Consider the following 17,678-nt stretch of genomic DNA (forward strand, 5'->3'; position numbering starts at 1 on the left):
GGACAATCCACAGACAGACCAGGCTGTTCCGTCAATCTTCAACAGGATGCCGGGGCTGGCGGCGATAATGCCGCCGCTCCCGACACAGAGAACCATCAAGGAATTTCTGCATGACTCAAGTTTCCCACTGGATCAATGGCGAGCACCTGACCTCCGAGCGCACCCTGGCCATCACCAACCCGGCCACCGGCGAAGTCATTCGTCAGGTCGCCGATGGTGACGCCAGCACCGTCCAGACGGCCATCGAGGCCGCCCAGCGGGCATTCCCGGCATGGCGTGATACTCCGCCGGCCAAGCGCGCTCAGGTCATGTATCGTTTCAAGACACTCCTCGAGCGTGATGCCGAGCGGCTGGTCCAGTTGATCAGCGAAGAGCACGGCAAGACCGTCGAAGACGCCATGGGCGAGCTCAAGCGTGGCATCGAGAATGTCGAATATGCCTGCGGCGTACCGGAACTGCTCAAGGGTGAATATTCCCACAACGTTGGCCCCTCCATCGACGCCTTCTCCAACTTCCAGCCGCTGGGGGTTGTAGCCGGCATCACACCGTTCAACTTCCCGGCCATGGTGCCGCTGTGGATGTACCCGATGGCGATTGCCTGCGGCAATGCCTTCATCCTCAAGCCCTCCGAGAAGGACCCGACCGCGTCTCTGGCGGTGGCCGAACTGCTCGAGGAAGCTGGCCTGCCGAAGGGCATCATGAACGTGGTGCATGGTGGCCGCGAAACCGTCGAAACGCTGCTCGACGCTCCCGAAGTCAAGGCGGTCTCCTTCGTCGGCTCCACGCCGATTGCCGAAGCCATCTATCGCCGTGGCGCTGCCGCCGGCAAGCGTGTTCAGGCACTGGGTGGCGCCAAGAACCATGCCATCGTGCTGGGCGATGCCGACATCGAGAACGCCGCCAACACCCTGATGGGTGCGGCCTACGGCAGCGCCGGTGAGCGTTGCATGGCGATTTCAGTGGCAGTGTGTGTGGGTGACGACACCGCAGATCGCCTGATCGAGTCGATGCAGCCCAAGATCGACGCACTCAAGATCGGTCCCGGTACCGAAAAGGGCCTCGACATGGGTGCACTGGTTACCGCCGAGCATCGTTACAAGGTACTGGGTTATGTCGAGCAGGGGATCCGTGAAGGCGCCAAGCTGGTCGCCGACGGTCGTGAACTGGTCGTACCCGGCCATGAGAACGGCTACTTCGTCGGTGGCTGCCTGTTCGACAAGGTGACTCCGGAGATGCGTATCTATCGTGAGGAAATCTTCGGCCCGGTACTGTGCGTGGTGCGCGTCAACAGCCTCGACGAAGCCATCGAGCTGACCAACGCCCACGAATACGGCAACGGTACCTGCCTGTTCACCCGTGACGGTGAAGCCGCACGCCGCTTCACCGATGCCATCGAAGTGGGCATGGTCGGCGTCAATGTGCCGCTGCCGGTGCCCGTGGCCAGCCACAGCTTCGGCGGCTGGAAGCGCTCACTGTTCGGTGACCTGCATGCCTACGGGCCCGACGCGGTACGTTTCTACACTCGCCGCAAGGCCGTGTCCCAGCGTTGGCCATCTCCCTTCGAGACCACCCACGCCGAGTTCAACTTCCCCTCCGGCGGACAGTGATCTCACACTGAAGCCGAGCAGCAACATACGGGCCCCATTGCGGGGCCCGTTTACGTTTCAGGACAAGCTGGAAGCTCCCTCACACAATAGACGGCTCGGTGGATATCGACGTCGCGATTAACATGGCAATCAAATAGCGCATCCTGATCGATTTGATTGTCGTCCTGATGGCCGACGGCGGCACGTCCATGCTTCACTGATCGAATCCATGATCCGCATGGCGATTGCGCCGGGAGATATACAGGAGCCACAAACGTGAGCCACCCTCAATTGGACCTCGAGCAGATCACTCGAAAGCTGAAGGCAATGCGTGAAGCGCTGCTCAGCGAAAGTGCCGATAGCGAGGACAGTCGAGCCACGGTGACGCTGGATCAGCAGTCGGTCGGCCGCCTGTCACGCATGGACGCCCTTCAGGGGCAGGCCATGGCCAAGGCAGAAGAAGAACGTCGCCAGTTGATGATTCGGCGTATCGATGCTGCCCTGACACGACTGGAGCGCGAGGACTTCGGTGAGTGCATCGAGTGCGGCGAATGGATCTCGGCGAAACGACTCGAGTGGGATCCCACCGTGCTCAAGTGCATCGACTGTGCAGAGTAGTGCTACCGCCGTGAATGCAGCAAGGCTGCTCATTTCAGAAGGGCCACTTATTTTCAGAAAGGCCACTTATTTTCAGAAGGGCCACTACAATGAGTGGCCCTTCTGGAGCTTGCCCGGGGTCGTACTGACTCAGGTTAGCCGCACTTCGACCAGCCGCAACCCGCGTAACAGGTCGGACAGCCGTCCATCATGATCAGTTCGCCGCGACACTCGGGGCAGTTACCGACTGTGGCCGGGCCTTTGCCCTCGCCACTGGGCTTGCTGTCGGCCCCACCACCGATCGCCTCCACGGCGCCGCTCTCAAGGCCCGGCTCTTCCTCAACCTCGGCAGGGAACCAGCCGTGCCCGGAAGCCTGACGCTTTGCGTAGCGACTGACCAGCTCTTCCACTGGCACCTGGTTACCATCGATATCGAGAAAACCACGGCGATAAAGGATCTGCTGGATCGACCAGGCAATGGCCGAGACTTCCGAGTCGTGGAACATCGGTTTGCCCCAGCGATTCATGCCACAACGCACCAGCCCCTTGTCCCAGGCGACCTTGCGCAGATCCGCCACCGCCTGGGTAACATAGCCACCTCGAGCGGCCAGCGACAGGCTGCGCATGGTCGCAGTAATCCATTGGTGCTCGCTGGACAGCTGCCCCGAGGGGAAGAAGAACTCCACCGGGCGCTCGATGATCACTCGCTGACCATTGAGCACACCTTCCACCGGCATGAACGACACCAGCAGATAGACCTTCTTGCGGCCTTCGGCACCCACGTAGGAAATCTTTTCCGATACGGCCTCGAGAGTGCCCTCGGGCCGTGAAGCGATACGCAACGTCAATGGGTTCTCGTCGGCCAGCGGCGCCGGGGGCGGCGTCTCCTGCTCGGCCTTGACGCGGTAGCCCACGATCTTCGATGAAATTTCGACAGCCATCAGCAGGCTCCTCCACAAACAGGATGAATCACGAACAACGAGGCCTCTCTACCACTTGCCATAGGTCCCCTCCTTGAGCCCGTCATAGAGGTTGGCGGCCGTGTGTTCCTCGCCATCGTAGATCACTTTCTCATCACCCTTGAGTTCGACACTCTCGCCATTGTCCAGCTCGAACACGTAGGTGGTGTTCTTGAGGTCATCCTCACGCACCAGCACGCCCTGGAAGGCTTCCGGGTTGAAGCGGAAGGTCGTGCAGCCCTTGAGACGACTCTGATAGGCGTCGAGATACAGGTCCTTGAACGCATCAAACGGAAAGTCAGTCGGCACATTGACGGTCTTGGAGATCGCCGAGTCGATCCACGCCTGGGCCGCCGCCTGCACCGCCACATGCTGCTCAGGTGTCACTGCATCCGCTGTGATGAAGTAGTCCGGTAGATCGCTTTCCACCGCATCGGCATGCATGAAGTGACGATAGGCCGCCAGTTCAAAGGACACGACCTCGACCTGCTCCTTGGTCTTCTTGCCGGCCTGAATCACATTGCGGAAATAGCGATGCGAGAACGATGGTTCGATACCGTTGGAAGCATTATTACCCAACGACAGACTGATAGTGCCTGTGGGCGCAATCGACGAATGGTGGGTGAAACGTGCGCCATGCTCGGCCAGCTCAGCGACCAGTTCCGGTTCCACCTCGGCAACCTTCTGCATGTAACGGCTATAACGCGCATGCAGGATACGCCCCGGCACCTTGTCACCCGCCTCATAGCCATCACGCGCCAGTTCCGGGCGGTTGCGCAGCATCTTCGGCGTGATCTCGAACTCCTGCTGAAGGATGGGTGCCATGCCCTTCTCCTTCGACAGTTCCAGCGCCTGTTTCCAGCCTTCCACCGCCAGCACGCGGCTGACTTCCTCGGTGAAGGCCAGCGACTCGGCCGAACCGTAGGGCATCTGCAGCATTGTCATGGTCGAACCGAGGCCGAGGAAGCCCATGCCATGACGGCGCTTGGCTTCGATCTCGCTGCGCTGGCCCTCCAGCGGCAGACCGCTGATCTCGACTACGTTATCGAGCATGCGGGTGAAGATGGCCACTACCTGACGATACTTGTCCCAGTCGAAGCGCGGTGCCTCGCTGAAAGGATCGATAACAAAACGAGTCAGGTTGACCGAACCCAGCAGACAGGCCCCTTCAGGCGGCAACGGCTGTTCACCGCAGGGGTTGGTGGCACGGATTTCCTCACAGAACCAGTTGTTGTTCATGCGATTGACCTGGTCAATCAGAATGAAGCCCGGCTCCGCGTAGTCGTAGGTGGAACTCATGATAGTGTCCCACAGCTCACGCGCCTTGATGACCTCGACGATGCGACAGGCCACTCGACCTTCCGCGTCGACGGTGTAGCCATCCTCGACCACCGGCCAGTCGCGATAGATCAGCTCGCTGTCGTCCACATCACCCTTTTCGCCGGCGTGCAGCGGGAAGGCCAGCGGCCAGTCGGCATCGTTCTTGACCGCTTCCATGAACTCGTCGGTGATCAGCAGACTGAGGTTGAACTGACGCAGACGCCCCGCCTCACGCTTGGCCTCGATGAAAGCACGCACATCTGGATGACCGACGTCGAAGGTTCCCATCTGGGCACCACGACGTCCGCCAGCGGAGGCCACCGTGAAACACATCTTGTCGTAGATATCCATGAACGCCAGCGGGCCATTGGTGCCGGCACCGGCACCGAACACGAAGGCGCCCTTGTGGCGCAGGGTGGAGAACTCATAGCCGATACCGCAACCGGCCTTGAGCGTCATGCCGGCATCCACCACGCTGTCGAGGATATCGTGCATGGAGTCGCGGATGGTGCGCGAAACGGTGCAGTTGATCAGGCTGACCGCCGGCTTGTAGCCCTCGGCTCCAGCATTCGACATGATGCGGCCCGCCGGTACCGCGCCATGCTCCAGCGCCCAGCGAAACTTCGGCAGCCAATGGTCGGCCTGATCGCCCTCCACCTTGGCCAGGGCTTTGGCAACCCGTTCCCAGGTGGCCTTGAGGTCACTATCGACCGGCTGACCATGGCGGTCCTTGAGACGATATTTCGAATCCCAGATGTCATATGAAGGGCCCTGCATGGGTACCTCCTGCGACAACGCAGCGGCCTTGGCAGATGTCGTCATGCGTGCTGTCTCCGATGAAGCTCGGCAAGAAAAAAGGGCGCAAGGGGCACAAGTTCCGGTGGTCACCACGGAACCCCCTCGACACCATATATAGTAGATGATGAAGCAGGCAGCACAATATAAAGCAAATTTCGGCGTATGGAAGCCCCGAATTTCAATTCATCCTGTGCTGATTCAGCAAGCTTTGCGGCAGGCCCGTCACACGGTCCGCGAGTAGCGTACGGTGCCGGGATTGAGGTAGGCATCAAAGGCCATGGCGACATTTCTCAACATCAGCCGCCCTGCCGGCTGCACACGAATCTCGGCCTCATTGATCTCGATCAGGCCATCGACGACCATCTCCCTCAATTGTTCCAGCGACTCGGAGAAGTGGTCGGCGAAATCGATGCGGTGATGCTGTTCGATATCCCGAAAACGCAGCCGACCATGGCACATCAAGGCGGTGATGACCTCTGCGCGCAGGACATCTTCGGCGCTCAGCCGATAGCCACGCAGGATCGGCAGCCTTCCGGCATCAAGACACGCCATGTATTCGGCGGTGGTCTTGACGTTCTGGCTCCAGGCGTTGCCGACACGGCCGATGGATGTCACCCCCAGACCAACCATGTCGCACTCGGCCTGGGTCGAGTACCCCTGGAAGTTCCGCTGCAGCGAACCGTCACGCCTTGCCTGGCAGAGATCATCGTCTGGCTGGGCGAAATGGTCCATACCGATGTAGATGTAGCCTGCGGATGTCAATCGCTCGATGGTCAGTTCCAGCAGTTCCAGCTTGCGCGAGGGCGGTGGCATGTCCTGGTCACGGATCAACCGTTGTGCCTTGAACAGGTGCGGCAGGTGCGCATAGCTGTAGCTGGCGATGCGATCCGGACGAATGTCGATGACCTGTTCAAGCGTCCTGGCGAAGCTCTCACGGGTCTGCAACGGCAAACCATAGATCAGATCCACTGACACCGAAGCAAAGCCCGCCTCGCGCGCAGCCTCGACCAGACCCCGCACCTCAGCCTCACTCTGCACTCGATTGACAGCCTCCTGCACCGCAGGGTCGAAGTCCTGCACGCCCAGACTCAGTCGATTGAAACCCAGTCGACGCAGCTCGTGAATCTGTGCGGGAGTCACCGTGCGTGGATCCACCTCCAGCGAGAACTCCCGCTGGGCCTCTGAGGCGAACTGAAAATGTTGCGCCAGACAGTCGATCAATTCACCCAGTTGGCGATTGGAGAGAAAAGTCGGAGTGCCTCCGCCCAGATGCAATTGTGTCAGCACACGGGCCTGATTGAATAACTCGGCCTGCAGGACAATCTCACGCTTCAGATAGTCGAGGTATTCGGCGGCGCGCTGGCGGTTATGGGTAATGATCTTCGAGCAGCCGCAGTAGTAGCAGAGGCTCTCGCAGAAGGGCACATGGACATATATCGACAGGGGACGCGGCTGCGCTACCTGCTGGCTGACCAACACCGCCTGCCGGTAGTCCGCCACACCAAAATCCTCGTGGAAATGAGGTGCCGTGGGATAGGAAGTATAGCGAGGACCGGGACGGTCGTACTTCTCAACCAGACAGCGCTCGAACGGCAGGATATCGGCAGACATGGTGGCGGCCCTCAGCAGGAAAGGTGTAGACGCCTCCCATGGGCCTACACCAGAGCCATTGTCTCATGACTCCCCGGCTCTGCTGCGCTCGATCAACAGGGACATGACCTGCATCAATACATAAAGGGTAAAGACAGGGCATGTTTGCCTCTCGATTCAGATGTGTATTTTCAGTACCTGTTTTCCGCCAGACAGTGACTGCCTTGTTGAGTCGTGCCAGGCGAAGGCTCTCTATCAACGAGCAGCACTCATCCCGACAGCCCCGGCACCCGAGGTGCTCCACTCAGGATCGGGACAACCATGCAACAACCAACACCTCATATGATTATCCGGAGGCCTGTTTACATTTAAGCGACTGAAGAACGGCAACAAGTCCCGACACAACAGGAACCTGGGGCTATAAGACCAATCAGAACTACTACTTTACAACCAGTCAATACCCATACAAGAATGGCACAAATACCCCTGAAGGATTTGGAAAATAAATCGCAATAAAAATACTAAATAAATCATCTATTATACGAACCAGGGCCTATCGCAATGACTGACATCAATGACAATCCACTTCAATCTGATACTTTCGTATAAATTGAGTTATACCGGAATTTTCATTGCAGCCTAATGATAGAGTTCTGATCCGTGTTTACCGCTCTGCATTTTATTCAACACGCCGCGCCGTCGGCTTTAGGGCCCAGCCATGCACCTTACTCGTTTCACTGATTACTCACTTCGTGTGCTCATGTACCTCGCCGAGTCGACCAACGAGCGCACCACCATTGCCGAGATAGCCGCACGTTTCAACATCTCTCGCAATCACTTGATGAAGGTCGTTCAGGAACTCAGCCGCCTCGGTTACGTCACCGCCATTCGCGGTAAACATGGAGGCCTATCCCTGAAGAAAAGCCCGGATACCATCCACCTCGGCAGGCTGATCCAGGACACCGAGCACAGTCTTTCACTGACCGAATGCGATGGCGATGATGAAGCTTGTTACATTGCGACCGTGTGCCGATTCAAGCATATTGCCAATGAAGGGCTGGCCGCGTTCATCGAGGTGCTGGATCGCTATACGCTACAGGACCTGCTGATGCCTGATTGCCGATCTCGCCTGCAGGAACTCAAGCTGATCGAGCTGACCCAAAGCTGCGCTTGACGGAAGCCACGCCCCCGGCGAGGGCGACAGTAGAGAGGCTCCGTGCTAGTGTGGCGTCCCGCAAGTTGGCATGATTTCAGCGCGTCATACCGGATCGATGGCCAGACGCCGCTTGCAGGGAATGGCTACTACCCTTTCCCAAAGCGGCAACACCGCCAGCGGCCCGGTATGGCGTGCCTCGTGGGAGCCATCAGGTGCCACTGGTGCTGTGTTGTGTCCCTGGTCCATATAGCCGATATGAACGGCGGAACACGCCAGGGTGCTGGACCACGTGCCCAACGGCACCTGATGACGCTGAAACACGATGAACTTGCGGGATACCACACTCGCCTCGCTTCAACCGTCATCGACAGGAGCCGTCATGCCTCGTTCTGCGACTCTCGGTCCTCACTTCAGGGGACGCCATTTCCGGGATTTTCACCCCCGTATACTGCTTGCATCGCTGATCATGACCGCCGGATTACTGACGTCAAATATCAGTGCCGCTGTGGACTTCAATACCACAGAACAGCAGCAGCACGGGATGTGGCAGTCACTGGTCGTCAGTCTCGGCAGCGAATCCCATGTACGGATGATCGAGCACAGCAGTTACAGCGATGCGATGCTCAGCGTCAATGCCACACCCGGGAGCTGCACACAGCCGTGGCTGGAAGTTCGCACCAGTGTCGGGGAAAACCAACCGCTCAGTGAACGCGTCAATGATGTCCCTGCCGATGTGCTGATCGGCGATCACTACACGCTGACCGGGCGCGTTGAGCTGCTCACTGAGCGCGGCGACGACGGCCTATACCTGCGCTTTCATGACCTCGACATGCCTACCCTTCTGCAACAGATGCAGGACGGCCAGGAACTACATCTACGTATCCGCATGACGGAAGATGTCGACGACTACTGGTTCATGACCTTCAGCCTGGAAGGCGCAGCGGATGCACTGTCACGTATGAAACAGTTGTGCTTCAGTCGCGGCTAGCCACAACGCCATCACCAACGACGTTCATCGAAGGATTCGACTCCACCAGCCATAGGCGCTGGAACTCCTCGGCAGCCAACGGACGCGAGAACAGATATCCCTGGGCCAGGTTGCAACCCATCGACTTGAGGGCGCTGGCCTGGGCCTGCGTCTCTACGCCTTCAGCCACCGTCCTCAGTCCCAGGCGATCCGCCATGGCAATGATAGTCTCGATGATCGAATAGTCATTGCTGTCAGTGAGCATATCGCTGACAAAAGACTTGTCGATTTTTACCGCATAGGCCGCAAAACGCTTGAGGTAAGTCAATGACGAATAACCCGTACCAAAGTCGTCGATGGACAACACAAAGCCTCGCTTGCACAGCTGTTCAGTAGTGCGCACTGCCTGCTCGGGATCCTGCATGAAGCCGCCTTCAGTTATCTCCAGCCCCAGTCGGTCCGGCGACACACCAGCACGTCCAACGATGTCGCAAAGCTGCTGCGTCAAAAGGGGGTCCTCAAACTGTCTCGCCGCCAGATTCACATAGAGACGCTCAGGCAATACTGCCACTTGCATCTCCTCCCATTGGGCCAACTGGCGACAGGCGTCACTCATCACCCACTCTCCGAGCTGACTGATCATGCCACGTTCCTCTGCCACGGCAATGAACTCGATGGGGCTGATCCAACCCAGTTCATTGTCGAACCAGCGACATAGCACCTCGGCGCCAACCAGATTGCCACTACCCAAGGCCACAATCGGCTGATAGCGCAACTCCAGTTTCTCGTTCTTCAAGGCTTCCTTGAGCCTTGTCGCCAGTATCAGGCGACGACTCAGGTCGCGCCCCATCTCTGGAGCGTAGAAGCGATACCCACTACCGCATTCCTTGGCGTGATACATGGCAATGTCGGTATTCTTGAGTAATTCACGCGGACCATCGCCATCTTCGGGATAGAAGGCAACACCGATACTGACATCGAGATTGAAACGATGCCCATCACATAGTACTGGGTTTGCCAGCGCATTGAGTAACCGCCCGACCACCTGAGCCGAATGAATCTCGTCAGCTCGCTCTACCATCACCACGAACTCGTCTCCGCCCAGGCGGGCAAGGCTCTCACCACGAGCCAGACAGGCAGCAAAGCGTGTGGCCACCTCCCGCAGTACCTGATCTCCGACATCATGTCCCTGACTATCGTTGATTTCCTTGAAGCGGTTCAGGTCAAGAAACATCAATGCCAGGCGGTGCCCTTCCTGACGAGACTTCAGAATTGCACCGTGCAGCCGTTCCATGAAATGCACCCGGTTAGGCAACCCCGTGCCCGGATCAAAATAGGCCAGGTGACGGATGTGGGAATCGCTGCGACGCCGTTCCAGCTCAGCCGCTGCTCCTGCAGCGAAGATTCGCAACAAGTGACGAGGGGAGTCGTAACCCGCCATCAGAGGTTGACGAAACAACAGAATAATCACGCCAATAGCATCACCACTGGCATCCTCGAGGCGCCGGTCGACCCAAGCCTGAAATCGTTCCCCCATGAGTCGCTCGATCAAGGGAAAATCAGTGGCCACACCTTGAGTTATGACACGCTCAGCGCTATGAAAATTCTCTCCACAAGGCATCCCTGAAAACTCGAAGCTGAAGTTTTCCACAGGCTGACCATCAACCACACCGGCCTCCAGCGAAGCGCTGAGCGGTACGCCATCGTCAACACGCATGATAAGGGCCGCATCAGCCATCATCACACCTGCGAGACGTTGAGCAAGATGACTGAAGAACTGGTCATTACTTCGTGCAGTAACGGCTTCCGCCACATCCAGTACGACCTGCTGCATACGCTCCTGTTCTCGACGAAGCCGTAACGCACTCACCCCCCAGGAAAGGTTGTCGGCCAATTCCTGCAATAGCATCAGTTCGTCATCACTGACCTCCAGCGCCGTATTCATCAGCAGTACCAGCACACCTTGCCGATCACTACCAAGATGCAACGGCAACGCCACCTCTGTGGCCAGACTGTAACGCGCCGCAGCATCTGCAAAAGGCGCATAGTCCGGTGACGTCACCAACGGCGACAGTAACTGCGCTGTCTGTTCACGAATAGTGCGACCACAGGGGGCTTGCCCTTCGGGCGACTCTGCCGACCAACTGAAGCGGCATTCGTCGAGAAACTCCTGGCCCTCCCCGGAGCAGGTCAGAGGCATGATTCGCTTTTCTTCCCCCTGAGCCAACCCCGTCCAGGCCAACTGATAGCCGCCCTCTTCCACCGCCAGACGGCAGACTTCACTGAGCAGGGCCATTTCATCAGCACTGCGGATCACCACTCGGTTGACTAACCTCAGCAGCGTCAAAGCGTGGTTGGTGCGGGCCAATCGATGGTGGGTATCGGCCAACTGGCGCTCGGTACTCGCCAGAGCAAATTCAGCTCGCTGATTGGCCAGTTCAGAACCCACTCGAGCTGCAGCGATGCTCAACACTTCCTGAGCCACACCGCCATTGGTCAGTGGTCGACGATAGATGGCAGCAATAAGTCCAACAAGCTTGTCGTCCAGCGTCAGCACCGGGACACCAAGATAGGCCTCAGCTCCTAGATCAGCCAGCATGATGTCGTCAGGAAAGTCTTTCACAACATCTCGAGCAAACAAGCAGACTCGATGTTCTGTCACCTGTTCACACGGTGTACCTGCCAGCACATAATCGACATTGTCGACTATCGCGCCATCTATACACAGAGAAAGAGTATGGGCCGCGCGGCCACCGGGTATCACACGAACAATGGCAAGAGCATCAGCCTCAACGATACTCGCCAGACGTAACGCCAGCCAGGGAAAGAAGTCTCTGGCTGGCTCACGGGAGAGCCCATCAGCAAGTAGGCGAAAGGCGGTGCGGGCATCCATTTTCAGAGGCGTCTCACAGGGTCAATAATCTCGCAGCATTTCACTAGCACTAATGCTTCGAGGATAACCCATTCCATCACAGCTCACCAGCACAGATGCCCGTATACTCCTAGTGAGTTGTCTAGAGTACCCTACGTCGTAGTACGCTGGTCACCGCCTCTCCGGCCAGCACCAACAGCACGATCGCGCACAGAATGGTCGCCACGGTGGGCCAGGCAAAGGTATCGATGGCGCCCTGAAGAATCACGCCGATTCCACCCGCGCCCACCAGCCCCAGTACGGTCGACTCACGAATATTGATATCCCAACGCAGGATGATCACCGCAAAGAACGCCGGCATCACCTGGGGCACAATGGCATACAGCACCACGCTGGCCCGGCTGGCACCAGTCGCTTCCATCGCCTCGACCGGTTTGCGATCGATTTCCTCGATGGCCTCGCCCATCAACTTGCCGACAAAACCGATCGAGCGAAAGGTGATCGCCAGAATCCCGGCCAGTACACCGGGCCCGAAGATGGCCACAAACAGCAACGCCCAGATAATGGTGTTGACCGAACGGCTGGCGACAAGAATAAAGCGCCCCAACCACAGGCAGGCACGATTGGGCGTGGTGTTCTGGGCCGATATCCAGGAAATCGGCAAGGCCAGAAAGATCGTCAGAAAAGTGGCCAGAGTGGCGATGTGTACGGTCTCGACCATGGCCGTGACAATCTCTTCCAGACGCCGCAGATCCGGCGGCCACATACGCTCGCCCAGACTGTGAATCTGTACCGGCGCATCCCATACCCACGGCCAGAAGATATCCACATCGCGCACCGCCCACACCAGCACCGCGCATACCAGCAGCATGATGCTCCAACGTGTCCAGCGCTCACGCCGGTTGTAACGAATCCACACGCGGCTGGAGACCGGCTCGGTTACCATACTCGTCTCCTTACCCAGCCGCTGACGCCTTCACTGACCAGAATCACGGCGATGATCACCAACAGAATGGCGAAGGCAAAATCATAGTCGTAACGGCCAAAGGCATTCATCAAGGTCCCACCAATCCCTCCGGCTCCGACGATGCCGACCACTGCCGATGCTCTCAGGTTGCTGTCGAGCTGGTACATCGACAATCCGATCTGACGCGGCAGGATCTGCGGGAAGACCGCATAGATCAGTGTCGATAGATAACTGGCTCCCACCGCGCGCATGGCCTCGACCTGTCCCCAGTCGATTTCCTCGATCTCCTCGGCCAGCAACTTGCCGACAAACCCGATGGAATACAGGGTCAACGTAAGAATACCGGCCAGAGGGCCAAAGCCCACCGCCTTGACGAACAGAATGGCAACGATTACCGGATGAAAGCTGCGCGAGACAATGATCACCGCTCGGCCCAGCAGATAGATCGGCCGCGGCGCAATATTGCGTGCCGCCATCACCGCAAAGGGTATCGACAACAGCACGCCCAGTAGGGTTGCCAGCAAGGCAATCTGGAAGCTCTCCTTGAAACCGCTGAACAGCAACTCGTAACGCTCGAAACTCGGTGGGAATCCGCCACCGAAGATGCGAGCTGCACGCGGAATGCCCTGACTGATACGCTCCCAGTCGAAAGGTAGCGTCGCCAGTGCCCAGCTCAGATAGGCCGCCACACCGAGGATCAGCCCCCAGCGCAACCATGGGCTGGCGATGAAGTGCGGCTTGCGCCACTGACGTACCGCGGAGTTCGGCGTCATCCGTGATGCTCCTCCGCAGTGGCTGATGCAGTGGTCTCATCCGGCGCTTCAATGCCGCCATAGATCTCCTCCAACGCCGCCTTGTCGAACTGCGCGGGCGATCCATCGAAGATCATGTGTCCGTGGCGCAGACCCACAATACGCTCGGTGTAGGTTCTTGCCTGAGCTACGTTGTGGATATTGATCAGCACCGGCAACGACAACTCATGGGCCAGGCTGTGCATCAACTTCATGATCTGTTCACTGGTGACCGGGTCCAGAGATGCGGTTGGCTCATCCGCCAACAGGATATCCGGCTCCTGCATCAGCGCCCGCACCACACCAACTCGCTGCCGCTCGCCGCCGGACAGCTCATCGGCCCGCTTGTTGGCATACTGAGCGATCCCCACGCGCTCCATCAGTTCGAAGGCACGTTCGATATCCTGTTGTGGGAACCTGCGTCGCCAGGCCTGCAGAAAACTCACGTAACCAAGCCGTCCGGCCAGCACGTTTTCCATCACCGTCAGGCGATCAATGAGATTGAAGCCCTGAAAGACCATGCCGATTCGCCGGCGGGCCTGGCGCAATGCCTGGCCATGAAGGTTCGACAACTCATCGCCATTGAGCTTGATCGAGCCCGAGCTGGGTTCGATCAAGCGATTGATACAGCGTAACAGGGTACTCTTGCCCGCCCCCGAGGCTCCGACAATGGATACCACGGAGTTGCCTTCGACGGTGAGATCCAGCCCCTTGAGCACCGGATCGTTACGGCCATAGCGTTTGACCAGTTGAGTGATTTCCAGCATCGCAATCCCCTGAAGCCCGATCGACAACAACAGCATCCACACCAGCAACAGAGAAACAGCGGGTCCCGGCAATGATACCGGTCCCGCCAGTTCTCCACTGCCTGCCAAGGCATTGGGTGTGGACTATTCCTCCAGGTTGTCTGGAGTGTAACGGACTCCATTGGCTGACTGGATGGTGCGAATCACCTGCCACTGATCCTTGTAGGTGATCGGGATGAACTTCTCGACGCCTTCGAATTCCTCTCCCAGGGCAGTACCGGCAAAGTCGAAGCTGAAGAAGGCCTCCTTGATACTCTCCACCAGTTGCGGATCGAGATCATGGGCATAGGTGTAGGACGTGGTGGGGAATGGCTCGGACTCGAAGATCATGCGCACGCTGTCCTCATCATACAGGTCGCGTGCCGCCATGCGCTCGACCACTTCCGATGCCACCGGAGCGGCATCATAGTCGCCAGCCACCACCCCCAGCATCGACTGATCATGGCTACCGGAATACAGCACCTCATAGTCCTCATCCGGCACTACCCCCTCATCCGGGAACAGTGCACGGGGGGCCTGGTTACCGGAGTTGGATGTCGGCGAGGTATGTGCCACACGCTTGCCCTTCAAGTCCGCCAGACTCTGGATATCGGAGTCCGCCTGGGTAAACACCTGCAGCGTATAACCGAAACGCCCGTCATCGGACCCCATCAGAGCAAAGGGTACCGCCCCGGCGAGATTGACGGCAAAGGGGGTCGGCCCAGTCGAGAAGCCAGCAATGTGCAGGCGCCCACTACGCATTGCCTCCACCTGGGCGGAGTTGGACTGTACTGCGAAGAAGCGCACGTCCTTACCGGTCACTTCCTTGATATGGTCAATGAATGGCTGCCAGATGTCGGCATAGATCGCCGGATCCTCCACCGGCGTGTAGGCAAAGATCAGGGTATCCGGGTTGACCAGCTCGGACTCGTCGGGCGGGTCAGCCACGAGATCGCCATCCTGGTCGCAGTACATTGGATCCAGGTCCCCGTGCGGGCAACTGGTGTCGTCCTGAGCCTGGGCGACGGGCATCGTCAGCCCGAAGGAAACCATTAGCGTGGCGAGCAGGAGACCTCTACCCTGCTGGAATGAATATCGCATGGCATGCCTCTTTGGTGGTGTATTGTGTTTATTGTCCTGGAGCCCAGATTCTTGAAATATCCGCTCTGAAAACATCCGCCAGCAACCTGCGTTCTGCACTCCGGTCCTTTCCCCCAGGGTAGGCCGGAAGTTCGAAGGTGAAAACACTCCGGTGCTCCGATGTGCGAATTCGAGCGCTCCCTGTCTTCAATCTAGAATGTGACCCCATGAAGTCAAACTCTACCGTCCCCGAACTCCATCAGCTGCGCAATCATTACCTGGTAATGCGTCATGGTCACAGCCAGGCCAACGCCATGGGTCTGGTGGTGTCCTCTCCCGAACATGGCTTGAGCGGCTACGGGCTATCGGCCAAGGGTGAGGAACAAATGAGTCGACGCCTGGCGGAATGGCATCTGGCAGCTCCACAGCAGATTCTGTACTCGGATTTTCTACGCACCACCGAGACCGCCCAGCGCGTTGCCGACCATTTCAACGTGCCCCTGAACCCCGACGCTCGCCTGCGTGAACGCTTCTTCGGCGAGTACGACCTGCACCCCGATCATGTCTATCACGATGTCTGGGACATGGATGCCAGAGATCCGTCTCAACCATTGAAACAAGTCGAGAGCGTTCACCAGGTTGCCGAGCGTCTCTGCGCGCTGATTGCTGAGCTTGAACAACGGTATAACGACACCACCCTGCTACTCGTCAGTCATGGTGATCCGCTACAGATCCTGCTGACCACGGCGGCAGGGCGCCCGCTCAATGAACATCGTGAAATCTCTCCATTGGCCCCTGCCGACGTACGACCGCTGATCGCCCGCTAAACGACCACAGTTCTGATGCGCGGCGTCGTCAGCGCATGACAGACAGAGATATCTCGCAAGAGGCAGACAGCAAGAACAGAGGTGAGAAGAAAGAAGAGAGATGCAGAACATCCTGTCACAATGGGCAGGCTATAGCGGTTACAGGAACGTAAAGGCGCGTGTGGACAAGCCAGTGGACATTGCCTGGGAATTGCTGTGGATAACATGTGCAAGTCCTGAGGAAAAGCCCAGGCGGCCTGACATTGGCAGCCTACTGCACTAGCCAAGTGGCTGTGGATAGCTTTTCCCGGGCAAGTCATCCCGCCTCGTAATGGGCAATCGTGAACGCTCTCCAAGACACGCCAGGGGAGCATAGACATCCTGTTGGACACGATGTCCGATCAACAGGATCAGCAGCAGCAGAACGGCCACCGATACATAGAGGGAGTAATCGAAAGGAGCGGCAGTGACGGAAGACGCCGCAAGGGCCTGTCGGCCACGCTGGGCAAACCAGTGCTCAACACGATCACCGAAGGCTGATTCCAGCTGAGCAATCTGCTGTTGTCCGGCATCCAGTGCGGAGAGCATTCCACGACTCAGATTCAGGATCTGCTGATCGAAGCCCACTTTCAGCAGCTCATGAAAGGGCTGTGCCAGGCTCTGTACACTCTCCGACTCGCCTTCCAGAGCGGCATTCCTGCTGAAGGCGTCAAAGGCAATGCGTGCATCCTTGACCAGTGCCGTGGTACGCCATAACTCAGCCTCCGAGGCCGGCTGCTGCTGACCGACATGCTGCCGAACAACCTCATTCAATTCGATCTTCGCTCGCAGCACGTCGACATACGCCAGGTTGAGCAGGCGCGCCTGCTGCTCGACGGACCTGGGCAAGCGACCCACATCCGCGTGCTGCTGCCGTTGCAACTGCCATGCCATCGATCCAATCGCCAGGGTTGCCGCCATCAGGACCAGAAGACACCCGATGAAAGGCAACCACTGGATTCGATCGAACCGTCGAAGAATGGTCACTCGTCAGACCTGCATGTTCATCACTTCGCGATAGGCTCCCACAAGCCGATCACGCACCTGCTGGCCCATCTGAAAGGCAAGGCTGGCCTTCTGCATATCGACCATGACGTCATTGAGTTCGACGCCCGGCACCCCCGACTGGAATGCCATTGCTCCGGCATCCGCCTCATGCTTGAGCTGATTGATGCGCTGAATTGACGACTTGAGCGCATCGGCAAATCCACCGCCCCCATCTGCCACGAGTGCGGCTTCATCAAGCGGTCTGGCCACGGGCGTGGCACCAGCCTGTTGAGTGAGAGAGGTCATCTGGGCGAGAGCAGACTGCATTGCCGGGGTAGCCATGAAAAGGTCCTGGAAGATAGGGAATTGTCGCCAAGA

General features: G+C 58.2%; 17 protein-coding genes. 5 read left to right on the forward strand and 12 right to left on the reverse strand.

Translation table 11 applies throughout. The features are described 5' to 3' along the window. The first annotated feature begins 110 nt into the window (after positions 1-110). A complete protein-coding gene (locus tag BUE38_RS10610) occupies positions 111-1,607 on the forward strand; it encodes a CoA-acylating methylmalonate-semialdehyde dehydrogenase (protein WP_073435187.1) in 1,497 nt (498 codons plus the stop codon). A 50-nt stretch (positions 1,608-1,657) separates the two neighbouring features. On the opposite strand, the gene BUE38_RS22940 is transcribed toward BUE38_RS10610, so the two are convergent. Further along, a complete protein-coding gene (locus BUE38_RS22940) occupies positions 1,658-1,804 on the reverse strand; it encodes a hypothetical protein (RefSeq protein ID WP_159438877.1) in 147 nt (48 codons plus the stop codon). A gap of 58 nt (positions 1,805-1,862) precedes the next feature. On the opposite strand from BUE38_RS22940, the gene BUE38_RS10615 reads away from it, so the two are divergent. Then, positions 1,863-2,204, forward strand: coding sequence for a TraR/DksA family transcriptional regulator (locus tag BUE38_RS10615; protein WP_073435188.1), 342 nt, complete (start codon positions 1,863-1,865; stop codon positions 2,202-2,204). Positions 2,205-2,338: 134 nt separating this feature from the next. Here the strand turns inward: BUE38_RS10615 and BUE38_RS10620 are convergent, their stop codons facing one another. The 3 genes from BUE38_RS10620 to hemN form a co-directional block, all read right to left on the reverse strand. After that, positions 2,339-3,124 (reverse strand): ribonucleoside-diphosphate reductase, encoded by a 786-nt coding sequence (locus tag BUE38_RS10620; protein ID WP_073435189.1) that lies wholly within the window; start codon positions 3,122-3,124, stop codon positions 2,339-2,341. A 48-nt stretch (positions 3,125-3,172) separates the two neighbouring features. Beyond that, positions 3,173-5,284: an adenosylcobalamin-dependent ribonucleoside-diphosphate reductase gene (locus BUE38_RS10625; RefSeq protein ID WP_073435190.1), complete on the reverse strand. Its 2,112-nt coding sequence runs from the start codon at positions 5,282-5,284 to the stop codon at positions 3,173-3,175. Positions 5,285-5,482: 198 nt separating this feature from the next. Then, positions 5,483-6,871 carry an oxygen-independent coproporphyrinogen III oxidase gene (gene hemN, locus BUE38_RS10630; protein WP_073435191.1) on the reverse strand — a complete coding sequence of 463 codons (1,389 nt, stop codon included), beginning with the start codon at positions 6,869-6,871 and terminating at the stop codon, positions 5,483-5,485. A gap of 697 nt (positions 6,872-7,568) precedes the next feature. Between hemN and BUE38_RS10635 the strand changes: the two genes are divergently transcribed. Continuing rightward, complete coding sequence (locus BUE38_RS10635) at positions 7,569-8,024, forward strand: RrF2 family transcriptional regulator (RefSeq protein ID WP_073435192.1); 456 nt, start codon at positions 7,569-7,571, stop codon at positions 8,022-8,024. 84 nt (positions 8,025-8,108) lie between these two features. Here BUE38_RS10635 and BUE38_RS10640 read toward each other — a convergent pair whose 3' ends face one another. Further along, the gene (locus tag BUE38_RS10640) at positions 8,109-8,348 is read right to left on the reverse strand and encodes a hypothetical protein (protein WP_073435193.1); all 240 of its coding nucleotides are present in this window, start codon (positions 8,346-8,348) and stop codon (positions 8,109-8,111) included. A 37-nt stretch (positions 8,349-8,385) separates the two neighbouring features. Here BUE38_RS10640 and BUE38_RS10645 point away from each other — a divergent pair, with 37 nt between their 5' ends. Continuing rightward, positions 8,386-8,994, forward strand: a complete 609-nt coding sequence (locus BUE38_RS10645; protein ID WP_084541879.1) for a hypothetical protein — start codon at positions 8,386-8,388, stop codon at positions 8,992-8,994. On the opposite strand, the gene BUE38_RS10650 is transcribed toward BUE38_RS10645, so the two are convergent. The 5 genes from BUE38_RS10650 to phnD all read right to left on the reverse strand — a co-directional run bounded on the left by BUE38_RS10650 (position 8,981) and on the right by phnD (position 15,441). Then, positions 8,981-11,866, reverse strand: coding sequence for a putative bifunctional diguanylate cyclase/phosphodiesterase (locus BUE38_RS10650; protein ID WP_084541880.1), 2,886 nt, complete (start codon positions 11,864-11,866; stop codon positions 8,981-8,983). The genes BUE38_RS10645 and BUE38_RS10650 overlap by 14 nt on opposite strands. A gap of 121 nt (positions 11,867-11,987) precedes the next feature. Then, complete coding sequence (phnE, locus tag BUE38_RS10655) at positions 11,988-12,791, reverse strand: phosphonate ABC transporter, permease protein PhnE (RefSeq protein WP_073435194.1); 804 nt, start codon at positions 12,789-12,791, stop codon at positions 11,988-11,990. Further along, positions 12,785-13,585: a phosphonate ABC transporter, permease protein PhnE gene (gene phnE, locus BUE38_RS10660; RefSeq protein ID WP_073435195.1), complete on the reverse strand. Its 801-nt coding sequence runs from the start codon at positions 13,583-13,585 to the stop codon at positions 12,785-12,787. Before phnE (BUE38_RS10660) ends, phnE (BUE38_RS10655) begins: the two co-directional genes overlap by 7 nt. Next, positions 13,582-14,370 (reverse strand): phosphonate ABC transporter ATP-binding protein, encoded by a 789-nt coding sequence (gene phnC / locus BUE38_RS10665; protein WP_073435436.1) that lies wholly within the window; start codon positions 14,368-14,370, stop codon positions 13,582-13,584. Before phnC ends, phnE (BUE38_RS10660) begins: the two co-directional genes overlap by 4 nt. 123 nt (positions 14,371-14,493) lie before the next feature. Further along, the gene (phnD, locus tag BUE38_RS10670; protein ID WP_143166294.1) at positions 14,494-15,441 is read right to left on the reverse strand and encodes a phosphate/phosphite/phosphonate ABC transporter substrate-binding protein; all 948 of its coding nucleotides are present in this window, start codon (positions 15,439-15,441) and stop codon (positions 14,494-14,496) included. Between the two features lie 254 nt (positions 15,442-15,695). On the opposite strand from phnD, the gene BUE38_RS10675 reads away from it, so the two are divergent. Next, entirely contained in the window at positions 15,696-16,295 is a 600-nt protein-coding gene (locus tag BUE38_RS10675; RefSeq protein WP_234986905.1) for a histidine phosphatase family protein, read from the forward strand. 258 nt (positions 16,296-16,553) lie between these two features. Here the strand turns inward: BUE38_RS10675 and BUE38_RS10680 are convergent, their stop codons facing one another. Both BUE38_RS10680 and fliE read right to left on the reverse strand, forming a co-directional pair. Then, a complete protein-coding gene (locus tag BUE38_RS10680; RefSeq protein ID WP_073435197.1) occupies positions 16,554-17,300 on the reverse strand; it encodes a Tar ligand binding domain-containing protein in 747 nt (248 codons plus the stop codon). A gap of 3 nt (positions 17,301-17,303) precedes the next feature. Beyond that, positions 17,304-17,642 (reverse strand): flagellar hook-basal body complex protein FliE, encoded by a 339-nt coding sequence (fliE, locus tag BUE38_RS10685; protein WP_073435198.1) that lies wholly within the window; start codon positions 17,640-17,642, stop codon positions 17,304-17,306. Positions 17,643-17,678: the final 36 nt, after the last annotated feature.

Source organism: Halomonas cupida (genome assembly GCF_900142755.1).
In the GTDB taxonomy this organism is placed as follows: domain Bacteria; phylum Pseudomonadota; class Gammaproteobacteria; order Pseudomonadales; family Halomonadaceae; genus Halomonas; species Halomonas cupida.